An 18347-nucleotide genomic window follows, 5' to 3' on the forward strand; every position below is an offset into this window, starting at 1 on the left:
ATCAGTTTTGCAGAAATGATGACCTGAATGCGACCGGCGACTGGTTAGTTTTCTGTTTAAATAGTTTATTAAACGACTGCGGGTGTTCAAATCCTAATTGATAGGCAATTTCAGCAATAGAAAGCTTACTGGAGCTTAATATTTCTTTGGCCTTCTCAATCAGTTTATTGTGGATGTGCTGCTGTGCATTCTGACCTGTCAAAGAACGAAGCATATCACTCAGGTAACGTTGAGACACCTGTAATTGTGCAGCAACATCTTGCACGGTAGGTAAGCCGCTTTCCATTGCTTTTCTGGTATCGAAATGCTCGGTCAGCAGTATATCCAGGCGAGTTAGGAGATCATGGTTAGCTGCTTTGCGGGTAATGAATTGCCTGTTGTAATAGCGGTTGCTGTAATGGAGCAATAATTCGATCTGTGCGATCATTACATCCTGGCTGAACTGATCAATTGGCAATGCCAGCTCATCTTCAATCATTTTGATCACACCGAAGATCGTCTCTTTTTCTTTTTCGGAAAGATGCAGTGCCTCGGCCGATGTATAAGAAAAGAAACCATAGTTCCTGATCTGTTTACCTAAAGGATAATTTCTAAGGAAGTCAGGATGAATCATTAATGAGAAACCGCCGTAATCCTGCTCCGTATCATCTACCAAAATGACCTGGTTAGGAGAGACGAAACACAAACCACCCTCATTGAAATCATAAAAGTGCTGGCCGTACTTAAACCTGCCGGTAAAATTACTTTTATAAGATATTTTATACAGGTTCATGATCATTCCTCCCTCAATGCTGCTCCATTCGGGTTTCATATCCTTATAATAATTCAAACTTATAAGCGGATGCAGGGGTTTAGGCAAACCAAGCGCATGGTTCAATTCCGAAATCGAACTGAACACACGCGGCTGTTTGGTTTCTTTTTTCATTATTGATGTTTAATTAGGCTTACTTCAGAGTCGCCATATCGATCACGAAGCGGTAGCGCACATCGCCCTTTTCCATACGCTCGAAAGCAGTGGTAATATCTTTGATGTCGATCAGTTCGATATCTGATACGATATTGTGCTCAGCACAGAAATCAAGCATTTCCTGGGTTTCTTTTATACCACCTATGGCCGAGCCCGCTACACTTTTCCGGCCCATTAATAAACTAAAAGCTGATATATCAGCAGGATCAGACGGAGCACCTACGCACATCATGGTGCCATTGGTTTTGAGTAACGACAGGTACATGTTAAAATCATGCTTAGCCGAAACAGTGTCAAGGATGAAATCAAAAGTCCCTTGCGCTGCTTTTATCTGTTCCGGATCAGAAGTAACCACAAAGTGATGAGCGCCTAATTTTTTTGCGTCTGCTTCTTTCTTAGGCGAAGTACTTAATACAGTAACATCGGCACCAAATGCTACACCGAATTTTACACCCATGTGGCCAAGACCACCTAGGCCCAACACGGCCAATTTATGGCCTTTGCCTACTTTCCAGTGACGCAGGGGTGAGTAGGTAGTGATGCCGGCACACAAAAGTGGAGCAGTAGCTGCCAGGTCGAGTTTGTCTGAAAGATGAAGAACAAACTCTTCCTTCACAACAATCGTATTCGAATAACCGCCGTAGGTTGGCATCGAGCCATCGCGCTCCATACCATTATAGGTGAAAGTGGGGCCTTCAAGACAGTATTGCTCCAGGTCGTCCTTGCAATTTTCGCAATGGCCGCATGAGTCGACCATACAGCCGGTCGCAGCAAGGTCGCCTACTTTAAATTTAGTAACATGTGCGCCCACTTTTACTACGCGACCAACGATCTCGTGACCGGGAACCATCGGGAAAATACCGGGAAACCAGTCGTCCTTGATCTGGTGCAGGTCGGAGTGGCAAACCCCGCAATATTGGATATCAAATTGTACATCATGAGGACCTACCTCGCGGCGTTCGAAGTTCCACGGAGCTAAGTCAGATTTGTTGGTTTGGGCTGCATAGCCTTTGGTCTGTATCATAAGTTTCCTGTTTTTTTGTGGTTACAAATATTGGGTAATAAAAGCAAAACATCATTAGCCATAATGGTTTTTCTTGTAGCCAAACTGGTTGCAATCATCATGTTAATGTCACAATGATGTTAAGGCAAAGTTAGCATATAGATAAGCTAAACTAGTGAGCGTTTTAACAAAGTAATTTGAGCGTTTAAACAAAGCGGCCGAGCCGGATTTGAGGGAAATTTGTCTTATCAAAATTTAAGACAATGACAAAGATTTGGTTTATAACAGGCAGTTCCCGCGGATTGGGACGCAGCTTAACAGAAGCCGTATTGGCTAAAGGCGATAAGGTGGCAGCAACGGCCCGTACCCCGGAACAATTGAATGATTTAGTAAAGCAGTATCCCGGTCAGATACTTCCCTTACAACTGGACGTAACTGATAACGATCAGATTCAAAAAGCAGTTCAGCAGACAGTTGATCGTTTTGGGCGGATCGACATACTGGTAAACAATGCAGGCTTCGGAATCATCGGCGCAGCCGAAGCTTATACCCAGGAGCAGGTACGCAGCCAATTGGAAACAAATTTATATGCGCCGATAGCTATTACAAGGGCTGTATTGCCTATCATGCGCAAACAACGTTCTGGCCGTATTTTACAGATCAGTTCGGTTGGCGGCAGAGTTGGTAATGCAGGGTTAACCATTTACCAGGCAGCGAAATTTGGTGTAGGCGGCTTTGCCGAAGCGCTTGCAAAAGAAGTGGCGCCGTTGGGCATTAAAGTAACCAGTGTAGAACCCGGCGGCTTCCGTACAGATTGGGTAGCTACTGCGTCTGAGAACTTTATACCGGACGTTGCAGGGTATGAGCAAACTGTCGGTGCAAGAAAAACATTATTTAACAGCGACAAATTTGTACCGATGGGCGACCCGGCTAAAGCTGCGCGGGTAATGATCGAACTGGCAGATCATCCTGAGCCACCTGTACATTTAGTATTGGGAAGTGAAGCCATAGCGCTGATAAAGCATGCGGATGCCGTGAGAAGTGAAGAGATGGAGAACTGGATTTCAGTGAGTCATTCAACAAATCATGATGATGCAGTAAATCCCCTTGAAACTGAAGCTGGAAAAGCGCTGTTTGCTTCAAAAAGATAAAACTAAATTCTCTCCCTAAATTTAGGGAGAGATGTCCGGCGCAGCGTCGATAGAGTGGGTAAGACTTAAGGACAGGTTAAGCTATATCCAGATTTTACCCCTGCCAACCTCCCCTGAATTCAGGGGAGGAGTTGTATATTCTGATTTAACTTTTCTCTGGCTCCTTGATCATAAAGGGAACAGAGATTTATAGATTTGACAATGCTTTCATCAACGGATAAAAAATTACCTTCTATAGCTTATTCCTGCTATGTAAACCGCAGCAGGGAAGGGGAGCAATTTGTTCCTGAGCATGGCTTTACCTACCAGGTGGCCGGTACCATGATAATGAATGACGGTAATAAGGAATATGTTTTTAACGAAGGCAGCTTCAGGTTTGGCAAGCGAAACCATTTGATGAAGTTTCTAAAAGTACCGCCTGAAGGAGGGGAGTTTAAGTCGCTTTCAGTGCGATTAGACCAGCAGACGCTTCGCAACTTCAGTATGGAGTTTGGTTATGGGTCGCAGAATCATGTAAATGGCGATGCCGTTTTAAAGCTGAAACAGGATGCGTTGTATAAAAACTATATGGATTCGCTGCTGCCTTATTTGCAGCTAAATGGTTTGGATAATGAAAATCTATTAGCTAACAAATTGAACGAAGCTATTCTGCTGCTGCTCAAAGTAAATCCTGAACTAAAAGATATATTATTCGATTTCAGTGAACCCGGTAAAATAGATCTGGAAGCTTTTATGAACAAGAATTTCCATTTTAATGTAGAGCTGAACCGGTTTGCGTACTTAACAGGGCGGAGTTTAGCAACTTTTAAGCGCGATTTTGAAAAGATATTCCATCTATCGCCCAGCCGCTGGCTTTTACAGCGAAGGTTGCAGGAAGCTTATTATATGATCAAAGAAAAAGGTAAAGCCGCCTCAGATGTTTACCTGGAATTAGGTTTTGAGGACCTTTCACATTTTTCTTTTGCATTTAAAAAGGCGTATGGCGTAGCGCCATCAAGAGTTTAATAATTTAAAACCATAGGTTATGAATCCAGAAGGCGTTAACATTTACCCAGGCAAATACTCTGTAAGAGAGACTATTGATCATTTGCAGCAGTTCTTAGAAGAACATGGAGCCACTATTTACGCCCGGATTGATCAGCAAGACGAGCTGAGAAAAACAGGACAAACCATAGGCGCACTTGAGTTTCTGCTGTTTGGTAACCCTAAAGCTGGCGGCGCATTGATGGCTCAAACTCCATTAATCGCACTTGATCTGCCATTAAAGATAATTGCATGGCAAGATGATAACAGCAAGGTTTGGGTAGCTTGCAATGATGCGAAATATATTGAAGACCGGTACCGCTTATCGCAAAACGAGAATACACCGTTGAATCTTGATCAGCTAATAGCAAAGGTAACAGGCGATTAATCGCCTTCATTCTTTATTCCTTTTAGCAGTGCATAAATAGCCATTGCATGACCATGCCCAAGTGCGTAATCACCTTTGAGCCATTTTACGATATCACCAGCCTTCACATTTGATTTTAGCTTGCCATTTTGGGTATATCCTTTTTGCTCGGCCATGGTTTTAAAGTCGTCCGGGCTCTTGCCGGTCTTGGTTTGAATATTATCTAAATAAGCTTGAAACGACATATTTATTAGTTAATTGATAAATAAAAGTGGTGAATTCTGCTAACATTAAAAAATAATTTAACACTGTTAAGCAAAATGACAATTGGATGGTACTATCTCCCCAAAAATGCATTTACCTTTGCTTAACACTGTTAAATAAATTTACAGTCGTAATTAAAAATGGGAAGCAAGGATAGAATATTGCGATTAAAAGAAGAAACCAGGATAAATATCCTGGACGCTTCGCTGGATATCGTGAAAGAGGAAGGGTGGCAGTCGCTGAGTATGCGCAAGATTGCCGACAAGATAGAATATACCGCACCGATCATATACGAATACTTCGCTAACAAAGAAGCGATATTGATGGAACTAACCCGCAAGGGGTTTTTATTACTGGCAAAGGACATGAAAGAGGCGAAGGAGAAACACCGTCTGCCTGCCAAACAAATTGAAGCCATGTGGCTGGCCTACTGGAATTTTGCGTTTACGCAAAAAGAACTTTACCAGGTAATGTTCGGTGTAGATGTAAATTGTTGTGAACTCGCCGAGATAATGCCTGAAGCAGAAGTGCCATTCACTTTAGTTACCGAGGTCATCCAGGAGATTATGGCGCCTCAGAAACCAAGCGAAGATGATATCTGTGTTAAATATTACACTTATTGGTCGGTGATACATGGTTTGATCTCTATCAATATGGTTAGGCGCACGACACCCGACGAGATTAATCGTGAGATATTAAAAACTGCGATCAGCGGCATCACACGGTCATTATCTGCGTAATTTTTTCAATAGTACTTAACGCTGTTAAACAATTAAACAACGTTAAATTAACAAAAACTTAATCTACATATAAATAAATACAATGGAAAATCGATCACTGTCACACTTATCAAACAATGTTAAATACTTTAACATTGCAATGGCGATTCTTTTGGGCTTGATTATGCTCTTCATATATAGCTGTTCATCGAGCCCTGCGGCTGCACCGGCGCCGCCGCCACCATCACTGCCGGTCGAAAGCATAGCGTCAAGCACCGATACTACTTACCAGGAATATCCTGCATCAGTAGAAGGAACAGTCAATGTTGAAGTACGTCCGCAGGTAAGCGGTACCCTCGATAGAGTTTTTGTTGATGAAGGCGCCTTTGTAAAAGCAGGCGAACCTTTGTTCAAGATCAACGATCAACCTTACCGGGCAGCATTAAACAATGCCATCGCTAGCCTGCATGCTGCTGAAAGCGCTGCTGCGAATGCTCAGCTTGAAGTGGATAAATTAACACCTTTGGTTCAAAACAAAGTAGTATCTGACTATCAGTTGAAGACTGCAAAAGCAGCCCTGGACGTTGCAAAAGCAAATATCGAACAGGCAAAAGCAAATGTTTCGACTGCACAGATCAACGTGGGCTATACATTAATCAAGGCTCCGGTAAACGGCTATATAGGTCGGTTATTGAAAAAACAAGGCAGCCTTGTTGGCCCAACTGATCCTGAGTCGTTAACACAATTATCCGATGTTCACGACGTGCATGTTTACTTCTCATTGAGCGAAAAGGACTTTGTCAACTTTAAAGAACAATATCCTGGTCAAACTCTGAAAGACAAACTGAAACAATTGCCATCAGTATCATTATTACTTGCTGACAACAGCGTGTATGCTAAACAAGGCAAGGTAGATATGATAGACGGTCAGTTTGATAAAACTACCGGTGCTATCACGCTGCGGGCAAATTTCGAAAATCCTCAGGGCTTACTTCGCTCTGGTAATACAGGAAAAATACGCCTGAGCTTACAGCATAAGGATGTGTTGAAAGTGCCACAGTCAGCTACCATCGAAGTACAGGATAAGGTATTCGTATTCGCAGTTGCTGATAGCAATAAGGTAAAGAAAACTGCTATCACTGTTGTAGGCAAAACCGGTAACGATTACCTGATTAAAGACGGGCTGAAAGTAGGCGACCAGATTGTGCTGAGCGGTTTTGACCATTTGCAGGACGGTGCCGTGATTCATCCTCAAAAAGCAGCCAATAAGCTTGCTGCTAACTAATTGTCACACTAAGAACTTATAATCATGTTAAAGAAATTCATAGAAAGACCGGTACTAGCCACAGTTATCTCCGTCATATTGGTGATACTGGGTCTGCTTGGTCTGTACAGGTTGCCTTTGCAACAATTCCCGGACATTGCGCCGCCCTCAGTGCTGGTAACAGCCATCTATCCGGGCGCTAATGCCGAAACCGTGCTGCGGTCGGTGGCACCATCGCTGGAAGAGTCTATCAACGGGGTGGAGAATATGACCTACATGAGCTCTACCGCAAGTAATGACGGTACACTGGCTATCAACGTATACTTTAAATTAGGTACCAATGCAGACCAGGCTGCCGTAAACGTGCAGAACCGGGTGTCACAGGCGACCAGCCAGTTACCTGCAGAAGTGGTACAGCAAGGTGTTAATACTGCCAAGCAGGAAAACAGCTTCATCATGGCTATCGGTATGTATGCTGATGATGAGAAGAAATACGATCAAACCTTCATAGCCAACTATGCACAGATCAACATCATCCCCGAACTAAAACGTATCCCGGGTGTTGGATCTGCTACTATATTCGGCGGTATTAAGGATTATTCTATGCGTGTATGGCTGAACCCTACACAAATGGAGACCTATCACATTACGCCTACCGAAGTATTTGCCGCTATACAGGATAAGAGTTTGGAAGCAGCTCCTGGTCGTTTCGGAGAAAGCAGCAAAGAATCTTTTGAATATGTAATTAAATACAAGGGTAAACTTTCTAAACCGGAGGAATACGAAAATATACCTATACGCTCAAATCCCGATGGTTCAGTATTACGCCTGAAAGACGTGGCCCGTGTTGAACTGGGCGCTTATTCTTATACCAGCTTAACCCGTTTGAACGGTAAAAAAGGTATCGGTATCGGTGTTATCCAGTTATCTGGATCGAATGCTAACCAGATACAGATCGCCATCAATAAGGTGATGGAAAAGGCTAAGAAGGATTTTCCTGACGGAGTAAAATATAACATCTTCTATAATACCAAAACCGCACTTGATGAGTCGATCAACCAGGTAGAACATACCCTGATCGAAGCCTTCGTGCTGGTATTCCTGGTGGTGTTTATCTTCCTGCAGGATTTCCGCTCTACGCTGATACCGGCAATAGCGGTGCCAGTGGCCATTATAGGTACGTTCTTCTTTATGTCGATCTTCGGCTTCTCTATCAACCTGCTAACGCTGTTTGCATTGGTGCTCGCCATCGGTATCGTAGTGGACGACGCCATTGTGGTGGTCGAAGCGGTTCATGCAAAGATGGAGCATAAACATCTTGGCCCCAAAGCAGCAACGCTGGAGGCCATGCACGAGATCACCGGCGCGTTAATATCCATTACTTTGGTGATGGCGGCTGTGTTCCTGCCGGTTGGCTTTTTGGAAGGTTCGACAGGTGTATTCTATCGCCAGTTTGCCTTTACAATGGCCATTGCGATCGTTATATCAGCTGTGAACGCCCTAACGCTTAGCCCGGCATTAGCAGCCTTGTTCTTAAAGGAATTGCATACTGATGAAAATAAGGATCAGCCCAAAACAACCTTTAAGCAACGCTTCTTCAGGGGATTCAATGCCAGCTTTAATACATTAACCGATCGTTATACAAGCGGCCTGAAATTCCTGACCAAAAATAAATGGATTGCGATGACGGGTTTGGCTATCATCACGTTTGCAACTGTTTGGATGATCCGTACCACAAAAACAGGATTTATCCCAACAGAGGATCAGGGCTTTATTGCTATTGCTGTAAATACACCTTCGGGTACCTCACTTGATCGCACATCCAAGGTAATGCAAGAGGCTGAAAGCACAGTAGGCAAATTGCCAGCAGCGCGGTTCGTTACTTCTGTCCCGGGCTTTAATTTGCTGACCAGATCGAACAGCCCGTCATCAGCTATTTTCTTTGTGCTGCTTAAGAAGCCTGAAGAACGTGGAAAGATGAAGGATATTAACGCCATAATGGAGCAGATCAGGGGCGACTTGGGCCAGGTTCATGGAGGTAGTTTCTTCGTGTTCAGCTTCCCAACCGTTCCCGGATTCAGCAACGTTGAAGCGCTAGACTTTGTATTGCAGGACAAGACAAGCGGCAAGCTGGATAAATTCAGCGGTGTAGCCAACAACTTTATTATGGAGTTGATGAAAAAACCGGCTGTAGCTTATGCCTTTACATCATTCAAGGCCGACTATCCACAGTTGCAATTAGAGGTTGATGACGATAAAGCCAACCAGTTAGGCGTGAGTGTAAAAGACATTCTGCAAACTATGCAGGTGTACTTTGGTAGCGCCCAGGTATCCGACTTTAACCGCTTTGGTAAATACTATCGTGTGCAGGTTCAGGCTGATATTGCCGACCGTGCTGATCCATCAGCCATCGATCGTGTCTTTGTAAAGAACACCAGAGGAGAGATGGTGCCTATCAATACGTTGGTGAAACTGACACGTGTATATGGTTCAGAAACGGCATCACGTTATAACCTGTTCAACTCTATTGAGATCAATGCGATCCCTAAACCGGGCTTCAGCTCAGGTGAGGCCATTAAGGCGATAGAAGAAACAGCCAAAGAGCAATTGCCGTTAGGTTACACTTATGACTTTACTGGTCAGACCCGGGAAGAGATATCTTCAAATGGCCAATCCGGGATCGTGTTCATGTTGTGTTTGGTGTTCGTGTACTTCCTGCTGTCAGCACAGTATGAAAGTTATATACTACCATTTGCGGTTATCCTATCAATTCCTACTGGGGTGTTGGGTGTGTTCATCGCTATCGGTTTGAATGGCATCGAAAACAATATCTATGTTCAGGTGGCGCTGATCATGCTCATTGGTTTGCTGGCCAAGAACGCAATCCTGATTGTAGAGTTTGCAGTACAGCGGCGCCGGCATGGTTTATCCTTAATATCTGCGGCTATTGAAGCTGCTAAGTTAAGATTAAGGCCTATTATCATGACTTCACTTGCATTCGTATTCGGTTTATTCCCGATGAGTATTGCAACCGGTCCTTCTGCGCAGGGTAATCACTCTATTAGTATTGCGGCTGCAGGTGGGATGGTGTCAGGGGTAGTACTTGGTTTGTTCATCATTCCGGTGTTGTTTATCATCTTCCAGCATTTGCAGGAAAGGATAACCGGAGTACCAGTAGCTGTACTGAATGATGGTGAAATAGATACACACCATTTGAATGGTAACCAAGTGCCTGCCGTTGAAGAAGCAGAAACTGTATAACTAAAATTGATTAAGACAATGAAAACATATATTAGCGGGTTAGCTTTAGCACTGGTAGTACTGAGCGCCTGTACGGTTTCGAAAAATGTCGAAACACCCAAACCCGCATTGCCAGAAAGTTTTGGCAATGTGGCTGCGACAACTGATACCAGCAGTGTTGCAGATATTCCCTGGAAAAGTTTTTTTACCGACGCCACCCTTCAGAAACTGATTGATAGTGCTATTGTAAAGAATTATGATATGCAGATCGCAGTAAAAAATCTTGAAGCCTCTGATCTGCTGGTTAAACAGGTTAAGTGGAACAATGTGCCTCAGATTGACCTTGGCGTGACCGCTAATACTTCCAGGCCTTCAGATAATAGCGTAACTGGCCTGAGCTTATCTCAAGCAGGTATTAAAACCAAGCACATCGAGGATTACTCCGCTAATGCTTCCCTATCTTGGGAAGCAGACATCTGGGGTAAGATCCGTAATCAGAATAAAACTGCTGTAGCGACTTATTTGCAAACTGCTGAGGCAAAGAAAGCTGTTCAAACTAATATAGTAGCAAGTGTATCACAAGGGTATTATAACCTGCTGATGTTAGATGATCAGTTGGGTATCGCTAAAAGGAATGTCGCTTTAAACGACAGCACACTGCGCATTATTAAATTACAATATGATGCCGGACAAGTAACATCCTTAGCAGTTCAACAGGCTGAAGCGCAACGTGGGGCTGCAGCAGAACTGGTACCGCAGTTTGAACGCGACATCACTTTGCAGGAAAACGCTTTGCAAATCTTAGCCGGATCATTGCCCGGTAAGGTCGATAGAACGGCGTCATTGAATGATATCCACTTTGCAGATAACCTGTCTACAGGTGTTCCTTCAGCTATCCTTAGCCGTAGACCTGATGTAAGAAGCCAGGAGCTGGCACTAACGATAGCCAATGCTAACGTTGGTATTAATAAGGCTCAAATGTATCCAGCTCTGCGCATTACGGCTGAAGGCGGTGTTAACTCGTTCAAAGCAAGTAATTGGTTTAATATCCCTGCATCATTATTTGGTGTGGTAGCAGGTAGCCTGGTACAGCCTCTGCTGGATCATAAACAGTTAAAAACCAACTATGAAGTAGCAAAAGTAAACCGCGAAAAAACAGTGATCCTGTTCAGACAGACTGTATTGGTAGCAGTTGGTGAAGTGTCTGGCGCGATGGTGAAAATAGAGAAGCTGAAAACACAGCAATCCATAGCTGAAGATCGCCTGAAGACTTTGAAAAAAGCCATCAGCAATTCTGATTTGCTTTTCCAGAATGGTATGGCTAACTACCTGGAGGTGATTACGGCGCAAAGCAATGTTTTGCAAAGTGAATTGGAACTGGCATCTATTAAAAGATCAGAATTAAGTGCCGTTTCTGAGCTTTATAAAGCTCTTGGCGGTGGCTGGAAATAATAAGACAGGGTGGTGAGAGCCATCCTGTTCTAATAAACTTTTGGCAGCAAGGTTTCAACTGGTTTAATGACTTTTATCATCTGAATGTTGCTGCATCATACCAACGTCACAAAGTGGTTTAGAGGAAATAATTAGTCAACGTGATTGACTAATTATTCTAATTTTGTGTCATAGACTTACAGTGATGAAAACAATTAATCAAATCATTAGCCAGGTAAATAAAGTGTTCTTTATGGTGTTGTCCCTGGTGCTAACCGTGGCTTCTGCATCAGCACAAAACGATTGGAAACTGAGCGCCGATAAGGAAGGAATAAAAATATACACCAGCATAGTGCCCGATTCAAAGATTAAAGCTGTTAAAGTAGAATGTGATTTGAATACGACGCCATCTCAACTGGTTGCAGTGGTAATGGATATTAATACAGCGACCGATTGGGTATATCATGTTAAGTCTGCTAAACTGATTAAACAGTTATCGCCTTCAGAACTTTATTATTACTCAGAAGTTAGTTTGCCCTGGCCTGCTGCAAACCGCGATTTTGTGGCCCATTTAACTGTCAGCAAGGACCCGGTTACTAAAGTAATAACCATTGATGGCCCCGCCGTGCCCGGTTTTGTCCCCGTCAAGAAAGGAATTGTACGGATAGATAACTCGTTTGGCAAGTGGGTGATCACTCCACTGGGGGCCAACCAGGTGCACGTTCAATATTCGATACATGTAGATCCTGGAGGCTCACTCCCAGCATGGCTGGTTAACATTTTTGCAACGGATGCCCCTTTGAAAATCTTTGAAAATCTGAAAGTACAATTGCAAAAACCAGCTTATAAAAATACAACTCTTGCGTTTATAGAAAACTAATAGAGGTACCCGCCTTAAGACTTTTATCATAGTAAAGTCAGCCATATCACGGCAATGTCACAATACCAATTTTAATGAATTTTTTGGTAAACTAAGTTGACTAATTTGGTCAACTTAGTTTACCTTTGTATCATTAATCACAACAGTTATGAAATCACCATGTATACATTTCGATCAGTCACTTTTAGACAACGCTAAATTGATGATAAACCAGGCTAAAGGCTTCAAATGGAACAGGTTGTTTGCTATGGCAGGCATTACCTCTGACAGGGTAAATTATTACCTGACGCTGTTGTTAAAACAAATCTTCAGCGACAATTTTTCAGGATCAGATGCAGAAACAGGTATGGCGCTCATTTTTCTGAAAAGTTATGTCTTATCAGCCACTGCATTTTTGAGTAACAATGTGATAATTGATTTTGTCAAAAATCTCAAAAAACAAAACGCAAGAGTATTGCAACTGGGCGCTGAAGAAAATTTCAATTACAATAAAGCCGCCTGAAACTAATCACCGTAAGTAATAAGATCATGAAAACGAATTATACATACAATATTATTAAAAGTACACTGCTGCTTTTATTCGTTGTGCTGTCAACAGCGTTGATGGCTCAGCAAACTATTGTAAAAGGAGTGGTTACCGATGCCCGCACACATGAAACCATGCCGGGTGTAAGCGTGTCATTTGATGGGACAACAATTGGCAACAGTACTGATGTACAGGGTAATTACCGGATAATTATTGATGGTAATTATAGTCGCATCAAAATCTCATTTATTGGTTATAAAACGCTATACAAAGATATCACCCCGGGCACTACACAAACTATCAATATTGTATTGGCTGAAGATCGCAAAACCTTAAATGAGGTGGTAATCAGAGGCGGAAAAAAGACAAGGTATACCAATAAAAATAACCCGGCTGTCGAACTGATCCGTAAGGTGATTGCCCATAAGGATCAGAACAGGATAGAGAATTATAACTATGCGGAATTTCAGCAGTACGAAAGGGTATTGTTTTCATTAAGTGACCTATCAGAAAAATTCAAGAATAAAAGGATATTCAAAAATTATCAGTTCCTGTTTACCGAACAGGATTCAGACGCGATTGGTGGTAAAAACCTGTTGCCGATTTACCTCGAAGAAAAGTTATCAGATAATTACTACCGCAAATCGCCTTATGTGAAAAAACAGGTGATAGAGGCCAACAAGCAGGTGAAGTATGACGAAAACTTTATAGACAATGATGGTTTGAAAACTTACTTCAACCGCTTATATATGGATATTGAGATTTATGATAACAATATCCCTTTGTTAGGTAATCAATTGCTTAGCCCGATTGCTGATGGCGCTCCTGCTTTTTATAAGTTCTTCATTACTGATACCATTAAGGATGTTAGTCCCCAACTCATAGAGTTGAGTTTTACCCCTCGTAATACCAATAATATGCTGTTCGAGGGTAAGATTTACATCACGATGGACGACAACTATGCTGTACAAAAAGCAGAATTGACGGTTAATAAAAACGTCAACCTGAACTTTGTACGCAAAATGCAAACCACACTGGCTTATACCAAGACAGAGACCGGCCGTTATCGCTTAAGTCAGAGTGATCTGAAAATCGACTTCGGTATTAACAAAAACAAAGGTGGCGGTGTATATGGCGAGCGCATTGTGCTCATCAATAATTTTGCTGTCAACAAACCGCGCCCTGAATCAACTTACACCGGTCCGGCACAAATGATTGCGTTTGATGCCAAAGAGAAAGGGGATGAATTCTGGAAGGCTAATCGCCCTGATACCTTGAAACAATCGCAGCTGGATATTTACAAGAATATCGACAGTTTGCAAACTATACCGTCATTCCGCCGCACGATGGATCTTGTTACCCTGTTCGTGGCCGGTTACAAAAATGAAGGCCCATTTGAAATTGGCCCTACAAATACCTTTTATGGTGGTAACGCAGTTGAAGGTTTCAGAGCCCGGTTGGGTGGCCGTACCACAACAGCTTTAAGCAAACGTTATTATTTTGAAACTTATGGCGCTTACGGTTTTCGCGATGATAAATTCAAGTACTTTCTAAGCGGCACTTATTCGCTCAATAATAAGTCGATCTATTCGTTCCCTCAGGAATATATCAGGGCAAGTTTTCAGCACGATACCAAGATACCCGGTACGGAATTAGGCTTCGTTCAGGAAGATAACTTTCTTTTATCTATAAAGCGTGGTGAAAGTGACCTGCTTACTTATAATGATCAGTTCAAGATAGATTATGTGCATGAGTATTTGAACCATTTTTCCTACAAAGTTGAGTTCAGAAGCTGGAATCAGGCCTCCGGAGGTGCATTGGTTTTTCAGAATACAGAAAATAATCTTTCTCATATAATCAATAATCTGCAAACGACAGATTTGTCACTCGAGCTGCGATATGCTCCTCATGAAAAATTCTACCAGGGGAAATTGTACCGCACGCCAATTCCTGACAAATACCCGATCTTCACCCTGCGTTTTGATCAGGGTATCAAGGGACTATTAAAAGGTCAATACAACTATCAAAGCATGACCGCTAATATTACCAAGAGATTCTATTTATCTCAGCTTGGTTTTACCGATGTTGAGGCCGAAGGCGGATATATCTTCAATAAACTGCCTTTCCCATTATTGGATATTCACCATGCTAACCAGAGCTATGCCCTTCAATTGGAATCATACAACCTGATGAATTACCTGGAGTTTGTGAGCGACCATTACGCCAGTATAAATATCGATCATCACTTTAATGGCTTATTCTTTAACAGGATACCACTACTGGATAATCTGAAACTAAGAGAAGTCGTATCATTCAAAAGCTTGTGGGGAGGTTTAAGATCTGAAAATAACCCTGTTAACGACCCATCATTATTCCAGTTTCCGATGAGAGAAGGTGGTCAGTTGATTACCCATTCATTAAACAATGGCCCTTATATGGAAGCGAGTGCTGGTATTGAGAATATATTCAAACTGGTGCGGTTGGACCTGGTAAGGAGGTTAAGCTACCTTGACAATGTCGATGCTCCGAAATGGGGGATAAGGGCAAGGGTTAAATTCCAGTTCTAACTATACTTATTGGGTAAAATATTCGTTAAATTTGTAAACCGGGTTGACTATATCGCCCGGAAAGCAAAAATTGAAAAACATGTTAAACGAAGATACATCAAGGATGACAAGCAGGTTACTTTACCTGTTGAAAAGACTATCGGATGATTGGTATTGCACCGAACTATGCCACGCTAATCTGAAGGGCTTTAATAACTCCTATATACCCATGTTTATGAGTATTGGCACAAAGGGGATATCCAACAGCAAACTGGCGGCAAACCTGAGCATAACCAAGCAGGCAGCCAGTAAAGTGATCAAAGAGCTGGAAGAATTGAACCTGGTGCGCAGTGAAAAGTGCAGCACCGATGGACGATCAATGATGTTGTATTTAACTGATGAAGGTATCAGTTTTTACGAGCACATCAGCAGCCAGATGGCGGCACTTGAAAAAGAGTACAAAAAAGTGGTTGGCGCTAAAAACTACGAGAATGCTATCAACGTAATGCTTAAACTGGTGGAGTTTCACCAGAGTCATGAAAAAGCAGCTGTGAATTAATAGTATTCCACTTTTATATATCCCGATGCCTCTGCCAAACAGGGGCATTTTTATTTTCCGGCAGGAGGGTTTCACCGAATTGATTAGTTCTTATTAAAATACTTTATTATCCTTTTTTAATTTAAGCGTTGATTTTTAGTGTATTAACTTAGTGTATAAATTACACTTTTATGATAAATTTATCAGGTACTCATTGTATCTTTGTATTGTATTTAGATGATGCTTTGGCATTTGATCAATACAATAAAACTTAAAAACAATGAAAACCAAAATTTTATCTATCATCCTGTTATTCGTTGCAATTGCAGGATTTTCAAAATCAACTGATGCTGCTACAATTAATGCAGACTATACTCTTTTAAAAGAGATCAAAGCCATTAATAAGATCGAAGTTCGCGGAAACGTGGAATTATTTATTTCTGATAACTCTGTCGAACAGGTGAAAGTTTACAACAAATACTATTCTGAAAATGCTTTGGTTCAGTACAGCAATGGCACTTTAAGAATTACTTCTTACAATGCTGAAAAATTGATCGTATGGGTGAGCACTGACGAACTTCGCGCTATAGCTGCTTATGACAACGCTGAAGTAAAATCATTCGGAAAGCTTTCTAAAATTGAATTCGATGTTGACTTGCATAATAATGCATCTGCTAATTTGGACCTGGATGCTTACAGAGCCAACGTAAAACTGAACGATCATGCTAAAGCTGAACTGAGTGGTACTGCAACAGAATTTGGATTAACTGCCAATGCTAACACAACCGTAGTTAAAAGCGATTTCAAAGCAGAGCACATTATTGATAACAAGATCAATGCCGTTACGGCAGCCAAGAATGATGATTTAACTATACTTGAATAAGCACCACTTTGGATTTGGATTAAAGGTCGATTGTATTTACAATCGGCTTTTTTGTTTTAAATGTGTTTTTTATAGACTTTGTGCATAGTCGCTTTCAGGTCATTGTATAACTGTTTGTAAATAATGAAGCATTGATTGTAAGTACCGCGGTTTGCTGTGTTGGGTTGATAGACGATCAAATCGTTGCCAGCCTTCGGATATTCTTTGATTGCCCCGATTAATTTCAAAGCAATAAAGGCTGCACCTACTGCAGAAGCATCATCAGTTTGAAGGATAGCCAGCTTTTTTTCGGTAATAGCAGCCAATGTTTGTACCCAAATTTCGGATTTGGTAAATCCCCCGCTGATATTGATCTGTATTATCGGCTCCGAGTTTTTCTGAACAGCATCCAGCACATCGCGCATCGCAAAGCAGATTCCTTCCAAAACAGCCCTTGAAAAATCGGCTTGTGTATGCTGTAGTCTGACACCAAAAAAATTGCCGCAGCTTTCACTATCCCATATCGGTGCACGCTCGCCGGTGAGATAGGGCAGGAAGATCAGTCCATTACTGCCTGCCGGCACGTCATCAATTTGTCTGAATAGGTGTTCGTAATCTTTTTCGGTCGGATTTGGCCCTGCGATATTTTTTACCCACCATTGCATAGCCACGCCACCGTTGTTGATTGGGCCGCCGCAGATGTAAGTATTCTTATCCAGTACATAACTGAATGTCATAGCTTCTTCATTTGGCAAAGGTTTATTGCTGGCAACCCTTACGGCGCCACTGGTGCCGATAGTCATGGCAGCAATTCCTGGTTCAGTAGCCATACTGCCCAGATTGGCCAAGCAGCCGTCACTTGCTCCGGTGATGAATGGAATATTTTTATCGAGAAACGTTAATGAACAACCTGTTTGAGCATAGTTTGTTGGCACTGGTTGAGAAAGCATATCTGCTGTAATACCCGCCAGTTTTAGAGCATCATCATGCCATTCAAATTTGGTGATATTAAACAGGCCTGTACTGGAAGCAATAGAATAATCGATCACAAACTCGTTAAATAGTTTATACCAGATGTATTCCTTTATCGAAATGAACTTATAAGCCTTATGGAGCTCAGGATTATTCTCTTTCAGCCAGATCAGCTTGCACAAAGGCGACATGGAATGAATAGGAGTACCGGTAGCTTTGTATATCGACATACCCCGTTCGGTGGCTCTCAACTCAACAGCAATTTCTGCGCTGCGGTTATCGGCCCAGGTCATCATAGGTGCCAGGGCATTGCCATTTTGGTCGACAGCAATAACGCTATGCATGGCACTGCTTAAACTAATTGCCAGCGGCTGTGCAGCGGTTTTTGCAATGATCCCTTTAATACTTGCGATAAAGGCCTGCCATATCTGCTGTGGATCCTGCTCATGATAGCCTGTTTTCGGAGCGCTGAACTGATAATACTGTTGATTATCTGCAAACGAATTTCCCTTCAGATCAACTGCAACAGCCTTTGTGCTCCCGGTGCCAATATCGATGCCTAAAACATATTCCATATTTAATGCAAGATACTTA

16 protein-coding genes are annotated in these 18347 nt (G+C 42.3%); 12 read left to right on the forward strand and 4 right to left on the reverse strand.

What is annotated here, in order from left to right:
- Nucleotide 1: 1 nt before the first annotated feature.
- Both Q3A68_RS15950 and Q3A68_RS15955 read right to left on the reverse strand, forming a co-directional pair.
- Nucleotides 2-925 carry a helix-turn-helix domain-containing protein gene (locus Q3A68_RS15950; RefSeq protein ID WP_302902108.1) on the reverse strand — a complete coding sequence of 308 codons (924 nt, stop codon included), beginning with the start codon at nucleotides 923-925 and terminating at the stop codon, nucleotides 2-4.
- Between the two features lie 19 nt (nucleotides 926-944).
- Nucleotides 945-1991, reverse strand: coding sequence for an NAD(P)-dependent alcohol dehydrogenase (locus tag Q3A68_RS15955; protein WP_302902109.1), 1047 nt, complete (start codon nucleotides 1989-1991; stop codon nucleotides 945-947).
- 242 nt (nucleotides 1992-2233) lie between these two features.
- Here Q3A68_RS15955 and Q3A68_RS15960 point away from each other — a divergent pair, with 242 nt between their 5' ends.
- From Q3A68_RS15960 to Q3A68_RS15970, 3 genes are all read left to right on the forward strand, one after another.
- Nucleotides 2234-3121, forward strand: coding sequence for an oxidoreductase (locus tag Q3A68_RS15960; protein WP_302902110.1), 888 nt, complete (start codon nucleotides 2234-2236; stop codon nucleotides 3119-3121).
- A gap of 201 nt (nucleotides 3122-3322) precedes the next feature.
- Complete coding sequence (locus Q3A68_RS15965; RefSeq protein WP_302902111.1) at nucleotides 3323-4126, forward strand: helix-turn-helix domain-containing protein; 804 nt, start codon at nucleotides 3323-3325, stop codon at nucleotides 4124-4126.
- 19 nt (nucleotides 4127-4145) lie between these two features.
- Nucleotides 4146-4532, forward strand: coding sequence for a DUF302 domain-containing protein (locus Q3A68_RS15970; RefSeq protein WP_302902112.1), 387 nt, complete (start codon nucleotides 4146-4148; stop codon nucleotides 4530-4532).
- On the opposite strand, the gene Q3A68_RS15975 is transcribed toward Q3A68_RS15970, so the two are convergent.
- Nucleotides 4529-4756 carry a DUF4287 domain-containing protein gene (locus Q3A68_RS15975; protein ID WP_302902113.1) on the reverse strand — a complete coding sequence of 76 codons (228 nt, stop codon included), beginning with the start codon at nucleotides 4754-4756 and terminating at the stop codon, nucleotides 4529-4531. The two genes, Q3A68_RS15970 and Q3A68_RS15975, sit on opposite strands and share 4 nt — an antisense overlap.
- Nucleotides 4757-4915: 159 nt before the next feature.
- On the opposite strand from Q3A68_RS15975, the gene Q3A68_RS15980 reads away from it, so the two are divergent.
- The 9 genes from Q3A68_RS15980 to Q3A68_RS16020 all read left to right on the forward strand — a co-directional run bounded on the left by Q3A68_RS15980 (nucleotide 4916) and on the right by Q3A68_RS16020 (nucleotide 16802).
- Nucleotides 4916-5515, forward strand: a complete 600-nt coding sequence (locus tag Q3A68_RS15980; RefSeq protein WP_302902114.1) for a TetR/AcrR family transcriptional regulator — start codon at nucleotides 4916-4918, stop codon at nucleotides 5513-5515.
- An 82-nt stretch (nucleotides 5516-5597) separates the two neighbouring features.
- On the forward strand, nucleotides 5598-6779 hold the full coding sequence (locus tag Q3A68_RS15985; protein WP_302902115.1) for an efflux RND transporter periplasmic adaptor subunit: 1182 nt from the start codon (nucleotides 5598-5600) through the stop codon (nucleotides 6777-6779).
- Between the two features lie 24 nt (nucleotides 6780-6803).
- On the forward strand, nucleotides 6804-10019 hold the full coding sequence (locus Q3A68_RS15990; protein ID WP_302902116.1) for an efflux RND transporter permease subunit: 3216 nt from the start codon (nucleotides 6804-6806) through the stop codon (nucleotides 10017-10019).
- 18 nt (nucleotides 10020-10037) lie between these two features.
- A complete protein-coding gene (locus tag Q3A68_RS15995; RefSeq protein ID WP_302902117.1) occupies nucleotides 10038-11450 on the forward strand; it encodes a TolC family protein in 1413 nt (470 codons plus the stop codon).
- Between the two features lie 184 nt (nucleotides 11451-11634).
- Nucleotides 11635-12309 (forward strand): START domain-containing protein, encoded by a 675-nt coding sequence (locus tag Q3A68_RS16000; RefSeq protein ID WP_302902118.1) that lies wholly within the window; start codon nucleotides 11635-11637, stop codon nucleotides 12307-12309.
- 148 nt (nucleotides 12310-12457) lie between these two features.
- Nucleotides 12458-12811, forward strand: coding sequence for a hypothetical protein (locus tag Q3A68_RS16005; protein WP_302902119.1), 354 nt, complete (start codon nucleotides 12458-12460; stop codon nucleotides 12809-12811).
- Nucleotides 12812-12837: 26 nt separating this feature from the next.
- On the forward strand, nucleotides 12838-15402 hold the full coding sequence (locus Q3A68_RS16010; RefSeq protein WP_302902120.1) for a DUF5686 and carboxypeptidase-like regulatory domain-containing protein: 2565 nt from the start codon (nucleotides 12838-12840) through the stop codon (nucleotides 15400-15402).
- A gap of 79 nt (nucleotides 15403-15481) precedes the next feature.
- The gene (locus tag Q3A68_RS16015) at nucleotides 15482-15940 is read left to right on the forward strand and encodes a MarR family winged helix-turn-helix transcriptional regulator (RefSeq protein ID WP_302902121.1); all 459 of its coding nucleotides are present in this window, start codon (nucleotides 15482-15484) and stop codon (nucleotides 15938-15940) included.
- Between the two features lie 259 nt (nucleotides 15941-16199).
- Entirely contained in the window at nucleotides 16200-16802 is a 603-nt protein-coding gene (locus Q3A68_RS16020; protein WP_302902122.1) for a GIN domain-containing protein, read from the forward strand.
- Nucleotides 16803-16858: 56 nt separating this feature from the next.
- Here Q3A68_RS16020 and Q3A68_RS16025 read toward each other — a convergent pair whose 3' ends face one another.
- The gene (locus tag Q3A68_RS16025) at nucleotides 16859-18328 is read right to left on the reverse strand and encodes a gluconokinase (RefSeq protein WP_302902123.1); all 1470 of its coding nucleotides are present in this window, start codon (nucleotides 18326-18328) and stop codon (nucleotides 16859-16861) included.
- Nucleotides 18329-18347: the final 19 nt, after the last annotated feature.

Origin of the sequence: Mucilaginibacter tolerans (assembly GCF_030519375.1) — a bacterium.
GTDB lineage: Bacteria > Bacteroidota > Bacteroidia > Sphingobacteriales > Sphingobacteriaceae > Mucilaginibacter.

Excerpts from the sequence above, each read along its gene's own strand:
- Q3A68_RS15950 (WP_302902108.1), bottom strand. The coding sequence starts at position 925 with ATGAAAAAAGAAACCAAACAGCCGCGTGTGTTCAGTTCGATTTCGGAA.
- Q3A68_RS15955 (WP_302902109.1), bottom strand. The coding sequence starts at position 1,991 with ATGATACAGACCAAAGGCTATGCAGCCCAAACCAACAAATCTGACTTA.
- Q3A68_RS15960 (WP_302902110.1), top strand. The coding sequence starts at position 2,234 with ATGACAAAGATTTGGTTTATAACAGGCAGTTCCCGCGGATTGGGACGC.
- Q3A68_RS15965 (WP_302902111.1), top strand. The coding sequence starts at position 3,323 with ATGCTTTCATCAACGGATAAAAAATTACCTTCTATAGCTTATTCCTGC.
- Q3A68_RS15970 (WP_302902112.1), top strand. The coding sequence starts at position 4,146 with ATGAATCCAGAAGGCGTTAACATTTACCCAGGCAAATACTCTGTAAGA.
- Q3A68_RS15975 (WP_302902113.1), bottom strand. The coding sequence starts at position 4,756 with ATGTCGTTTCAAGCTTATTTAGATAATATTCAAACCAAGACCGGCAAG.
- Q3A68_RS15980 (WP_302902114.1), top strand. The coding sequence starts at position 4,916 with ATGGGAAGCAAGGATAGAATATTGCGATTAAAAGAAGAAACCAGGATA.
- Q3A68_RS15985 (WP_302902115.1), top strand. The coding sequence starts at position 5,598 with ATGGAAAATCGATCACTGTCACACTTATCAAACAATGTTAAATACTTT.
- Q3A68_RS15990 (WP_302902116.1), top strand. The coding sequence starts at position 6,804 with ATGTTAAAGAAATTCATAGAAAGACCGGTACTAGCCACAGTTATCTCC.
- Q3A68_RS15995 (WP_302902117.1), top strand. The coding sequence starts at position 10,038 with ATGAAAACATATATTAGCGGGTTAGCTTTAGCACTGGTAGTACTGAGC.
- Q3A68_RS16000 (WP_302902118.1), top strand. The coding sequence starts at position 11,635 with ATGAAAACAATTAATCAAATCATTAGCCAGGTAAATAAAGTGTTCTTT.
- Q3A68_RS16005 (WP_302902119.1), top strand. The coding sequence starts at position 12,458 with ATGAAATCACCATGTATACATTTCGATCAGTCACTTTTAGACAACGCT.
- Q3A68_RS16010 (WP_302902120.1), top strand. The coding sequence starts at position 12,838 with ATGAAAACGAATTATACATACAATATTATTAAAAGTACACTGCTGCTT.
- Q3A68_RS16015 (WP_302902121.1), top strand. The coding sequence starts at position 15,482 with ATGTTAAACGAAGATACATCAAGGATGACAAGCAGGTTACTTTACCTG.
- Q3A68_RS16020 (WP_302902122.1), top strand. The coding sequence starts at position 16,200 with ATGAAAACCAAAATTTTATCTATCATCCTGTTATTCGTTGCAATTGCA.
- Q3A68_RS16025 (WP_302902123.1), bottom strand. The coding sequence starts at position 18,328 with ATGGAATATGTTTTAGGCATCGATATTGGCACCGGGAGCACAAAGGCT.